General features: G+C 68.5%; 11 protein-coding genes. 8 read left to right on the forward strand and 3 right to left on the reverse strand.

The genetic code is table 11. The annotated features are described in order from the left end of the window. Positions 1-166: 166 nt before the first annotated feature. Both KIP89_RS13755 and KIP89_RS13760 read right to left on the reverse strand, forming a co-directional pair. Positions 167-1,123: a sugar-binding transcriptional regulator gene (locus KIP89_RS13755; protein ID WP_213755981.1), complete on the reverse strand. Its 957-nt coding sequence runs from the start codon at positions 1,121-1,123 to the stop codon at positions 167-169. Then, positions 1,120-1,812 (reverse strand): HAD family hydrolase, encoded by a 693-nt coding sequence (locus tag KIP89_RS13760; RefSeq protein WP_213755982.1) that lies wholly within the window; start codon positions 1,810-1,812, stop codon positions 1,120-1,122. The genes KIP89_RS13755 and KIP89_RS13760 overlap by 4 nt, the downstream gene beginning before the upstream one ends. A 530-nt stretch (positions 1,813-2,342) precedes the next feature. Here KIP89_RS13760 and KIP89_RS13765 point away from each other — a divergent pair. The 8 genes from KIP89_RS13765 to KIP89_RS13800 all read left to right on the forward strand — a co-directional run bounded on the left by KIP89_RS13765 (position 2,343) and on the right by KIP89_RS13800 (position 11,063). Next, positions 2,343-2,840 carry an RNA polymerase sigma factor gene (locus KIP89_RS13765; protein WP_250152464.1) on the forward strand — a complete coding sequence of 166 codons (498 nt, stop codon included), beginning with the start codon at positions 2,343-2,345 and terminating at the stop codon, positions 2,838-2,840. Positions 2,841-2,941: 101 nt separating this feature from the next. Continuing rightward, positions 2,942-3,871: a FecR family protein gene (locus KIP89_RS13770; RefSeq protein WP_250152465.1), complete on the forward strand. Its 930-nt coding sequence runs from the start codon at positions 2,942-2,944 to the stop codon at positions 3,869-3,871. 100 nt (positions 3,872-3,971) lie between these two features. Further along, positions 3,972-6,404, forward strand: a complete 2,433-nt coding sequence (locus KIP89_RS13775) for a TonB-dependent receptor (RefSeq protein ID WP_250152466.1) — start codon at positions 3,972-3,974, stop codon at positions 6,402-6,404. Between the two features lie 26 nt (positions 6,405-6,430). After that, positions 6,431-7,378, forward strand: coding sequence for a ferric iron reductase (locus KIP89_RS13780; RefSeq protein WP_213755984.1), 948 nt, complete (start codon positions 6,431-6,433; stop codon positions 7,376-7,378). Beyond that, positions 7,375-8,301 carry an iron-siderophore ABC transporter substrate-binding protein gene (locus KIP89_RS13785; protein ID WP_213755985.1) on the forward strand — a complete coding sequence of 309 codons (927 nt, stop codon included), beginning with the start codon at positions 7,375-7,377 and terminating at the stop codon, positions 8,299-8,301. Before KIP89_RS13780 ends, KIP89_RS13785 begins: the two co-directional genes overlap by 4 nt. After that, the gene (locus KIP89_RS13790; protein WP_213755986.1) at positions 8,298-9,335 is read left to right on the forward strand and encodes a FecCD family ABC transporter permease; all 1,038 of its coding nucleotides are present in this window, start codon (positions 8,298-8,300) and stop codon (positions 9,333-9,335) included. Before KIP89_RS13785 ends, KIP89_RS13790 begins: the two co-directional genes overlap by 4 nt. Continuing rightward, positions 9,332-10,276, forward strand: a complete 945-nt coding sequence (locus KIP89_RS13795; RefSeq protein WP_213755987.1) for a FecCD family ABC transporter permease — start codon at positions 9,332-9,334, stop codon at positions 10,274-10,276. The genes KIP89_RS13790 and KIP89_RS13795 overlap by 4 nt, the downstream gene beginning before the upstream one ends. Next, positions 10,269-11,063: an ABC transporter ATP-binding protein gene (locus KIP89_RS13800; protein WP_213755988.1), complete on the forward strand. Its 795-nt coding sequence runs from the start codon at positions 10,269-10,271 to the stop codon at positions 11,061-11,063. The genes KIP89_RS13795 and KIP89_RS13800 overlap by 8 nt, the downstream gene beginning before the upstream one ends. Before the next feature lie 12 nt (positions 11,064-11,075). Here KIP89_RS13800 and KIP89_RS13805 read toward each other — a convergent pair. Further along, positions 11,076-11,550 (reverse strand): NAD-binding protein (locus KIP89_RS13805; RefSeq protein WP_213755989.1); only part of this gene is annotated, 475 nt, incomplete at its 5' end.

Genomic DNA, 11,550 nt, shown 5'->3' on the forward strand with positions numbered 1-11,550 from the left:
CGACGGGAAACGAGCGCGTCGAAGGCCTTAGGCCGCCTTCGCAGGCGCGGCAGGGCGAAGGGATTTGGCTCAACAGTCTTGCGCTGGAAAGCCGAAGCCGGAGCCCCGCGCCGGGGTACAGCGTGAGACTCGTCGGCCCGACCTCTTCAGCGCGGCCGAACGGCCCTCACAGCGCCAGCACGCCGCGCGCGGTCGGCTCGTCGCTGATGAGCCCGTTGAGGATGCCACCGCGCAGCGCGGCCGCGATCGCCGGAACCTTGGAGGGTCCCGCCGCGACGCCGATCACCGGGCGGTCCGGCCGGGTGGACGGGGCATGCAGGCTGCCGAGGCGCTGGTTGATCGGCAGGTCGAGGTAACGTCCGTTCACGTCGAAGATGCGCCCGACCACCTCGCCGACCGCGCCCGCCCGCTGCACCTCGATCAGTTCCGCCGGCTTGAGGAAGCCGTCGGTCAGCAGCGGCGCGTCCTGGCTCATCTGGCCCACGCCGACGAAGGCGGCATCGGCCGCGCCGGCAAGTTCGCGCACCTTGCGGACCGGCCCGAGCGCGAGGAACTGCTCCTTCTCCTCGATCGTGTCGGAGATGACCGGCACCGGCATCGGGTAATGCGGCGCGTGCACCTTCTCCGCCAGCCGCATGATGACGTCGTAATAGGAGGCCGAACCGTCCGGCGCGATGTTGCCGATCAGCGAGACCAGCCGGTGCTGCGGCGCCTCTATGGTTCCCAGCGCCTCGATCATGGCGCGCAGCGCCCGCCCGGTGCCGAGCGCGATGACGCGGGGGCGCGGCTCGCGCAACACCCGCTCCATTTCCACCGCTGCCGCCGGAGCGATCGCGCGCACCGGATCGCGGTCCGGCCCCAGGCCCGGCACCACCCGGCAACTGACCAGATTGAACCGCTCGCGCAGCGCGCTCTCCAGCTCCAGGCAACTGGCGAGATGATGGTTGAGCCGCACATGGATCAGCCCCGACGCCACCGCGCGGCTGACCAGACGCTGCGCGCGCTGGCGCGACACACCCATCTCGCTGGCGATCTGGTCCTGCGTCAGGCCGCCGACATAGTACAGCCAGGCCGCGCGCGCGGCCTGATCGTTGGCGGACGTGTCGGTGTCGGTGAAGCTCATCTGGAACTGGCTGCGTCTGCGGAAAGGCGGAAGAGGTCGGGCTGGGCGGCCCGCAACTCGGCGAAACTGGTGAAACGGCGATGCGGCTGCACGCCTGCCGGCAAAGGCAGCTCCATCACAGCGAAATGCCGGCCGCCGGTGAAGTGCCACACTTCCATTCCTGCCGCCTGCCCGGCCTGAAGCCCGACGCCGCTATCCTCGACCACCACGCAGGCCCGCGGGTCGGCACCCATGCGGGCGGCGGCATGAAGGAACAGGTCCGGCGCCGGCTTGCCGCGCGCCACCTCGCTCGCGGTGAAGGCCCGCCCGGCGAACACGCGGTCGAGGCCGGTGATGCGCAGCGAGGCGGCAAGCCGCGGCGGGCTGGACGACGTCGCGAGGCAGAACGGAACGTCGAGCGCGGCCAGCGCCTCGACCGCCCCCTCCATCACGGTGAGCCGCGCCTCGAAAGCGGCCACGAGACGGGCACGATACTCGGCTTCGAAGCTCTCCGGCAGGGCGATACCGAAGCGCGCGCGCACTTCGACGGGGACCACCGCATAGGCCCGGCCGATGAAATGGCGCGCGACAAAGGCGAGGTCGACCTCGACGCCATGGGCTGCCAGCGCGTCGATCAGCGTGCCGGCGCTGAGCAGTTCGCTGTCGATCAGCACGCCGTCGCAATCGAAGATGATGAGCGCGGGGCGCATGAATGGCCGTCCAGTCCTGTGTCCGCCGGGAGCCAGAGGAGCTGACAATGCCCGGATGCGATCGGTTGAGGCCACTATTATCATCCCGACGCGCTTACTCCACCGCTACCTGGCGCTCGCCGGTCGCCGCCCTCCCCCGGAGCCCGACGGCAAATGTCCGGCTCCAACTCGCGGGCAGGTGGAGCCATGACACCGAAACAATCTTCCGGGAGGTCCGGTGCGGTTCACTCACCCCGGCAACACATGGGGGCCGTGCGATCGCGCGCGAGGGCCCGCAAGCACGCCGCAGGGAGCACCGGCGTGGGTCGCGGCAGCCTGCTGGCCAAGCATCCACACATTCAAGCACCCACATATTGATGCGACGGTTTCCATAGAATGAAAGGCAGGAAATTCTCTCCCTCCGGCAATCATTGCCGATCGTATCAAGAACATTTCTAATATTTCCGGGTAGCATTGATGCATTCGACCTTTTCGCGCTACTGCGTTGCGTCACCCATGCGGGCCGTGAACCGGAGAGGCGGATCGAGCCGATGTCTCGCAATGATGCGTTGCGCGAGCTATTCGATGCCGAGCGATCCTCGATCCTGCGCTTCTTCCGGCGCGTGACGGGTTCGGCGGCGCAGGCCGAAGATCTGTCGCAGGATGTCTTCGCACGCCTCGCCGCGACCAATCTCGCCGCGATCGCCAATCCGCAGGCCTATATGCGCAGCGTCTCCGCCAATGTCGCGACCGATCTCATTCGCCGCGAAAGCCGGCGGCGGCTGAGCCATGCCGAGATCGACGATCTGCTCGACGCGCCCGATCCGGCCGCGGACCCGGAGGCGACGCTCATCGCCAAGGACCAGACCGAGCGCCTGATGGAAATGCTCGCGGAACTGCCGCCGCGCCGACGCACCATCCTGCTGGCGGCACGGCTGCACCGCATCCCGCACCGCGACCTCGCGCGCGAGCATGGGGTCAGCGTGCGCACCATCGAGATCGAGATCCAGAAGGCGCTGGCGCATTGCGCCCGCGTGCTGACCGACTGAGCGCGCCCATATTGTCCGCGCCCCCTCCCATGACGCATATAGGCCCATGGCCGCGCCTCCCGGGCGCGCGCGTCGCCGGCTATCGGCAGCAGGTCGCAGGCATGACGGGCAGTGACGGCATCGGCGACGCCGCGGGCGCGCTTCAGGACGAGGCGATCGCGTGGGTGGTGCTCCTCACCTCAGGGGAAGCCACGCGCGACGATGCGGCGCGTCTGAAAGCCTGGCGCGCACGCAGCTATGCGCACGAGCTCGCCTTCCGCCGGGCCAGCGCCGTCTGGCGCGGCGTGGGGAGTGTCCCCGCCCCTGCCCGGCTGTCGCGCCGCCTGTTCCTCGCCGGCACTGGCGCCGGAGCCGCTCTCGCCGCCGGCTGGGCCGGCACGATGATCGGCGTGCTGCCGAGCCTCGACCAGCTTCTGTCCGATCACGCCACCGCGGTCGGCGAGCAGGCCCGCATCGATCTGCCGGACGGCTCGCAGGTCGATCTCGACGGCGCCAGCGCGCTCGACATGTCGTTCACGGCGGATGCGCGGACGATGACGCTGGTCGCCGGCGCCGCCGAATTCGCGATTGCCGCCGATCCTCGCCCGTTCCGCGCCACCATAGGGCCGGGGGAGGTGATCGGGGGCAGGGCCCGCTTCGCCGCCAGCGTCGGCACAAGCCAAACGGTGATCGACTGCATCGAGGGCCGCATCGAGGTGCAGTGCGGCGGCGCGACGACCTTGCAGGCGGGCGAGCGCGCCCGGCTGGCCGGGGGATCGCTGCTTGCGGCGCGCGAGACCCTCGCGCCGAGCGCGGCCGCTCCGTGGCGGCGCGGCCTGCTGGTGTTCGCCGATCAGCCGCTGGCCGATGTCGTCGCCGACATCAACCGCCACCGGCGCGGCCGCATCGTGCTGGCCCGGCCGGGGCTGGGCGAGCGGCGCGTCGACGGCGTCTTCCATCTCGGCCGGCCGGACGAGATCGTCAGCAATCTCGCGGCGGCGCTGAAGCTGCGCGACACCTGGCTGCCCGGCGGCGTGGTGCTGCTGAGTTAAATTTTTTGCCGCGCCGGATTCGGGTCCGCCGATCCGCGTCGTCTTGTCCTTGTAGCGAATGCCTCGACGCATTCAGGGGCTCAGGACGGGGACGACGGGTATGACGGGGACGGGGAACGGCCGCAGGCGCGCGGCGCTGCTGGCGGGATGCGCGCTGGTGGCGCTGACGCTCGGGACGCGTGGCGTGTCGGCGCAAGGTGCCACACCGGTCGCCACACCGGTCGCGGCGGCATCATCCGCGAGCTACGCCATTCCCCCCGGCCCGGTCGCCAGTGCGCTGGCGGCGTTCGGCGCCACCAGCGGCGTGCAGATCGTCTATGACAGCGCCATCGCCCGCGGCCTCACCTCGCCCGGCGTGTCCGGCACGCGCACCCCCGAGCAGGCGCTCGCCGCGCTGCTCGCCGGCACCGGCCTGAACGGGCGCTTCACCTCGCCGCGCTCCGTCACCATCGAGGCCCCCGCTCGCAGCACCGCCTCGGTCATTATCAGCGAGGACATGGTCGAGCTCGACGCGATCACCGTGTCCGGCGAGAAGCTCGCCCGCGACCTCTCGGACGTCTATTCCAGCGTCGGCATCGTCACCGGCGAGCAGTTCTTCGATTACGCGATCGAGGATCTGAACGGCGCGCTCAACAAGCTCGCCAATACCCGCGTTTCCAGCGCCAATCGCGGCAATAGCGGCATCGTCATCCGCGGCCTGTCCTCGGACGGTATCAGCCAGCCAACCAATTCCTCCCCGACCATTGCCGTGATCGTCGACGGTGCCTCGCAGAATGGCGAGGGCATCCGGCGCGGCAATCGCGGCACCTGGGACGTCGCCGATGTCGAGGTGTTCCGCGGCCCGCAATCCACGCTTCAGGGCCGCAACGCCATGGGCGGCGCGGTGGTGGTCAACACCAACGACCCGACCTGGACCACTGAGGCCGCCCTGGAGGGCGATATCGCCGGCTCGTCGAATTCGGGGGATTTCGGCAGCGGCGCCTTCATGCTGTCAGGCCCGATGGTCGAGAACCAGCTCGCCTTCCGTGTCGCCGGGCAATATTTCGAGGATGAAAGCGGCATCGCCTATGCCGATCCGCTGAATGAGGATCTTGGCCAGGGCTATTTCGGCCAGTTGCGGGCCAAGTTCCTGCTCACCCCCGCCGCGCTGGACGGCTTCGCGGCGCTGTTCACCATCAGCCACACCTCGGACCGGCCCTCGGTCTCGGCGGTGACCGGCCCGGACTTCTTCGCCCGCCGCTTCGATTCCGACGTGTCGGCCGTCGAGCTGCGCCAGACCGACGTCACCAACGTCGTCGCCAACGTCTCCCAGGATCTCGGCGCGGGCATCACGCTGCGCTCGGTCACGGCCTTCATCCAGACCGACGCGACCATCGAAAGCCCCCAGGGCGCCGTCGCCTTCATTCGCGACGAAGTGCGTCCCGGAAAGGATTTCACCGAGGATCTGCGCCTCGAACTGGAGGAAGGCGTGCGCCCGCTGAGCGGCGTCATCGGCCTCAATATTGGCCGCTTCAGCTATGAGCGCGACTCCAGTATCACGGTGACCAACGCCGCCTATGGCCTGTACGACATGCTCTATCAGGATCTTCAGGCCAGCAATACGCTGACGTCCTATGCGCTCTATGCCGACATGCGCTACGCCATCGCCGAGCGGTGGTCGCTCATGTTCGGTGGCCGTCTCGGCTACGAGACCGTCGACGTCACCAATGATGGCGAAGTGCTGAACCTCCGGTCCTTCGGTTACGACACGATCGACCAGACCGCCTCCACCGACTACACGGTGGCGCTGCCCAAGATCGGTGTCGCCTACGAGATCGACGACAAGCAGAACCTCGCCTTCACCGTCAGCGAAGGTTTCCGCGCGGGCTTCGCCGCCGTCGATACCTATGGCAATCCCTACGAGGTCGAGCCTGAAACGCTCTGGGCCTATGAGGTGGCCTATCGCTCCAAGTGGTTCGACGACCGGCTCGAAGTCAACGTGAACGGCTTCTACTACAAGTACACCGATCTCCAGATCACGGTGGAGGATCCCAACCCGCTGTTCCGGCAGTCCATCACCATGAATGCCGGCAAGGCGCATGCCTATGGCGCGGAATTCGAGCTGCGCGCGCGCCTCACGCAGGAATTCACCGCCTTCGCCTCTCTGGGTCTGCTGAAGACCGAGTTCGACAGCGCGGTGACGGCGACCGGCGACTATACCGGCAACGAATTCCCCGAGGCCCCCGCCGCCACCTTCAACATTGGCGGCGTGTATCGCCATGCGTCCGGCTTCTTCGCCTCGGCCGACCTCTCCTACACCGATGGCTATTATTCGGTGGGCGATGTCGCCAACACCGAGGATGAGCGCGTCTCCGCCTTCACCCTGGTCAATGCAGCGGTGGGCTATGAGGCGAAGAACTGGTCGGTCACGCTCTACGCCAAGAACATCTTCGATGAGCAATATCTGACCAGCGTCTATGTTGACGATTTCGGCTCGGAGGCGAATATCGGCGATGGCCGGGTGATCGGCGTGCGGGCACGCGCGACCTTCTGATGCGGACAGGAGACGGGCCTGCGGGCATGAGCGCGCCGCCGAACGGCGCGGGTGAGACGACGGAGGCGGCGCGGATCATCGGCGCCGCCTTTGGCGTTCTCGCACGGCACTGGACGCTGCCACAGGCTGATGTCGGCCCGATCGAGCCCAGCTTTACGCCGCTGACCGCGCTGTTCGGCGCCGAGCCTTTCCTGACAGCGATGCTGGCGCGCCAGCAGGCGGGAACACCGGGCCTCGACGCGAAGGGGGCCGCAGCCTTCTTCATCTCTGAATATGCCAACCTGCTCGGAATCCTCGCGGCGGTGCCGTTCCTCTCGCACGGCCTCGTCCCGGACCTGTCGGCGGCGAACTGCGCGCTCGCGGCGCAGCTGCCGCCGGGCGAGGCGCCGCGCGTAAGGCTGCGTCTGCTGAACGCGGCCGGCGTGACGGACCGCGCGCTGGCGGAGGCGCAAGCCGGCTTGCGGCTCGTGGACCATGAGGGACTGCGCGACGTCCTCTCGGAGGGGCTCGAAGCCCACATGACGCCGCTGATCGACAGCCTCCATGCGCGCACCGGACTGCCGCGCCGCGCGATGTGGCGGCTGGTCGGCGACGCCGTCGCCATGCGCTTTCTGGAAGCGGGCCAGTGCCTCGGTTGCGAAGCCGCCGCGAAGGAGGACGTCATGGCGGCGCTGATGCGGCCCGGCTCCCCGCTCGCCAACCGGCAACTGCATTTCTTCGACGTCGAGATCGTCGACGACGCACCGCCGCGCGAGGTGCTGGCCCGCCGCACCTTCCGCGCCCGTGGCGGCTGCTGCCGCTTCTACACGGCGCCGGGCGGCTCGCTCTGCACCAGTTGCGTGCTGGTCAAGCCCGAGGAGCGGCGGCAGCGCATCGAAGCCCGGATGCGGGCCGAGCTCGGCCTGCCGCCCGTGCCCGCAGAACCGGTCAGCCCGCGCACTCCGGCATCACGACATCAAGGGGGCGACACATGATACGGCCGTTTGCCGCGCTCACGCTCGGTCTCGCTCTGCTTGGCATGCTCGGTGCGCCGGCGCGGGCCTGCGAGGGGCGCCGCATCGAATCCGCGGACATCCTGCATTCCCCGGTCTGCGTCCCCACCGATCCCCGGCGTATCGTCGTGCTCGATCCGACCTTCAGCCTGGGCATGGGGCTGGAACTGGAGTTGCCGCTGCTGGGCGCGCCGCTGGCGGTGATGAGCGACAAGGCGCTGCGCGAGAAGGCGCTGGCACGCGGCGTCACGGACCTTGGCAGCTTCATGGAGCCGAGCATCGAGCGCATCGTTGCCTTGCAGCCCGATCTCATCCTCGGGACCGCGCTCGGCGACCGCGCCTATCCCCTGCTGTCGCAGCTCGCGCCGACCGTGCTGATCAGCGCCGGCAACTGGCAGGACTATCTGCGGCTCGTCGCCGAGGTCGCCGGGCGGCGGGAGCGTGGCGAGCATCTGCTGGATGGCTACAGAACGCGTGTCGCCAGCCTGAAATCCCGCGTGCCGGACCGCAGCGTCTCCGTGGTGCGCATCACCCCCTGGGATTTTCAGGTCTATCTCGACGGCCCCAAAGCCTATGGCCCCTTCGCGGTGCTGCGGGATGTCGGCGTGCGGCGCTCGGCCTATGAGACGGCAGAGGGGAATGAAACCCTCAAGCGCCCGGACTGGGAAGCTCTTGCCGGGCTTGATGGCGATACTCTGCTCTACATCGTCGGCGGCGTGAACAATTCGGCCACCAGTGGCCGGCACGAGGAGGTGCTCGCCAACCCGCTCTGGCAGATGCTGCCCGCCGTGAAGGCGGGGCGCGTGCATCGCCTCGATCCGGCCGTCTGGATGGAGTTCAGCGGCGTGGGCTCGGCGCATCGCGTGCTGGATGATGTCGAGCGCCTCATCATCGCCCAGCCATGAGGACGCGTGACGATGCAGCTTGTGTCCGGCAAGACCGTCCAGCCCGGAGCCCGCGCGGCCTCGGTCTGGCCCTCGCCGTCGCGGCCCTGCCGGTCCTCGCGCTATGGGCGCTGAATGTCGGCCATGCCGCCATTCCACTCGACAGGCTGCTGGCCGCCGTGACCCAGTTCGACGCGTCGCGCGAACACGTCATTCTGTGGGAGGTCCGCCTGCCCCGGATGCTGGCCGGGCTGCTGGTCGGCGCGCAGCTCGCGGTTGCCGGCGCCATCATGCAGGCAGTGACCGCCAATCCGCTCGCCTCCCCCGGCCTGCTCGGCATCAATGCCGGCGCGGCCTTCGCCGTGGTGCTGGCGATCGCGCTGGCGGGCATTGACGGCGCCGGCACGCTCATGTGGTTCGCCTTCCTCGGTGCCGGTGCGGCGGCTGTCACGGTGTACGCTCTGGGCTCGGCGGGACGGGGCGGGGCAACCCCGCTCAAGCTCGCCCTTGCCGGCGCGGTGCTGACCGCCTTCCTCGCCTCGCTGACGACCGTGATCCTGCTGCGCGACCAGACCACGCTGGACAATGTTCGCCTCTGGTCGGTCGGCAGCCTGAGCGGCCGTCCCATGAGTGCTGTGCTCACCATTGGTCCCTGGGGACTCGCCGGGCTCTTGGGAGCGGTGCTGACGAGCGGTCCGATCATGACGCTGAGCCTCGGCAGCGACCTGTCGCGCACGCTCGGCCAGAACCTTGTCCTCTGGCGGGCGATCAGCGCCGCCCTTGTCGTCCTGCTCGCCGGCGCCGCCGTGGCGCTCGCCGGCCCGGTTGGCTTCATCGGGCTCGTCGTGCCGCATATGGCGCGACTGCTGGTCGGGCCGGACTATCGCTGGATCATCGCCTACAGCGCGCCGCTCGGTGCCGGGCTGGTGGTGCTCGCCGACACGGTGCCGCGGGCACTGTCCGGCGTCGACATGCCGGTCGGGGTGACGCTGGCATTGGTGGGCGGACCGGTTTTCATCGCGCTGGTGCGCCGGCAAAGATGGAACCTGCGATGATGGCCGTGGCGCTGCCGGCTCTCCTCCTGCCGCTCGCGGCGCTCTCTCTCGCGTGGGGCGATTCCGGTGTGGCGCCGGGTGATATCGCGGCGTGGCTGTCGGGCGATCCGGTGGCCGCGGTGCTGGTCGGCTCGCTGCGCGCCCCCCGCCTCGCCGCGGCGCTGCTCGTCGGCGCCTGCCTCGGGGTGGCCGGTGCGATCACCCAGGCGGTGATGCGCAACCCGCTCGCCGAGCCGGGCCTGCTGGGCATCAATGGCGGCGCCGGGCTTGCTGTCATCGTCCTGATCGTCCACCTCACTGCACCGACTGGCCAGTGGCTTCCGGTCGCCGGTTTCGCCGGCGCGGCGCTGGCAGCGGGCGCGATCTACGCACTGTCCTGGCAGGGGGGCACGTCCTCGATCCGGCTGATCCTGATCGGCATCGGCGTGTCCGCCCTGACCGGCGCCGGCATCGCCTTCATCACCGCCTTCGGCAATGTCAGCGAGGTCCAGCGCGCCATGAGCTGGATGGCGGGCAGCCTCTATGGCGCTGATTGGAATAGGTTTTTCCTTCTCCTCGGATGGACTTTGCCCGCGCTGGCGGCAAGCGGGCTGCTCGCCCGTGATCTCAATCTGATGGCCTTCGACGACGACACTCTCCAAGGATTGGGCATGCGCCTCCAGCTGATGCGGGGGACGCTGATCCTGTTATGCACCCTGCTCGCCGGTGCCGCCGTCGCCATAGCCGGGCCGATCGCCTTCATCGGGCTGATCGCGCCGCATCTCGCCCGTCTGTCCGCGAAAACGCGCTATCTCATTCCAATCACGGCGCTTTATGGCGCCACGTTGCTGCTCGTCGCGGACCTGTTGGCGCGGGCCCTGATGCTCCCCGCCGGCATCCTCACGCCGCTGATCGGCGTTCCCTTTGTCGGATTTCTCCTGCGGAAACAAAGCCATGAGTGAAGCGGCCGGGCCCGTCCGACTGCGGGCAAACGCGATCAGGGTCGGCTATCGCGGCCGCGACGTGCTGCATGATCTGACATTTGCGGTGCCATCATACCGATTCACCGCTCTCCTCGGCCCCAATGGCAGCGGCAAATCAACCCTCCTCCGCGCCCTCGCCGGCCTCACCCCCCTGCGCGCCGGCGAAGTCACCCTGGACGGGCTTGCCATCCCAATGCTTTCACGCCGGCGTCTCGCCGAAATGATCAGCCTTCTGCCGCAGACGCCTCGTGCCCCCGATGACCTTGCGGTCGCAGATCTGGTCGCGCAGGGCCGCTATCCGCACCGCCGCCTGTTCACCCCCTGGAGCTTGCAGGATCAGGCCATCTGCAATGATTCCATGCGGTTGACGGACGTTGACGGCCTCGCGGCGAGGCTGCTTGGGCGTCTGTCAGGCGGCCAGCGCCAGCGGGCCTGGATCGCGATGACGCTGGCCCAGTCTGCCGACATCCTGCTGCTCGATGAGCCCACCACCTATCTGGACATCGCTCACCAGCTCGACATCCTCGACCTGCTGCGACGTCTTGTGCGCGAGCAGGGAAAGACGATCGTGGCGGTTCTTCATGACATCAACCACGCGGCCCGCTTTGCCGATCATATCTGTCTACTGAAGGAGGGCAGGATCGTCGCAAGCGGCTCTCCCCGCGACATCATCCAGCCCAGCCATCTCAGGGAGGCGTTCTCGATCGAGGCCACCATTCTCCACGATCCATACGACGGCGTGCCGGTATGCGTCGCCAGAAAATGATGATCTGTGGTCTCACGCGATCTGGTGGTTTGCCAGCATCTCCAGCGCCTTGCACAGCGCCGAGTGATCCCACGCCGCGCCGCCATTGGCCGCGCAGGCGCTGAACAGCTGCTGCGCCACCGCCGTCGCCGGCAGGGCCATCTGGAGCTGGCGCGCGCCGGTCAGCGCCAGGTTCAGATCCTTCTGGTGCAGCTCGATGCGGAAGCCCGGATTGAAGGTCCGCTTGATCATGCGCTCGCCATGCACTTCCAGAATGCGCGAATTGGCGAAGCCGCCCATCAGCGCCTGGCGGACCTTGGCCGGATCGGCACCCGCCTTGGAGGCGAACAGGAGGGCTTCGGAGACGGCGAGGATGTTCAGAGCGACGATGATCTGGTTGGCCACCTTGGTGGTCTGGCCGTCGCCATTGCCGCCGACGAGCGTGATGTTCTTGCCCATCTTCTCGAACAGCGGCTTCACCGTCTCGAAGGCGCCCTCGGGGCCGCCG

The sequence above is a fragment of the Ancylobacter radicis genome, from assembly GCF_018449475.1.
GTDB lineage: Bacteria > Pseudomonadota > Alphaproteobacteria > Rhizobiales > Xanthobacteraceae > Ancylobacter > Ancylobacter radicis.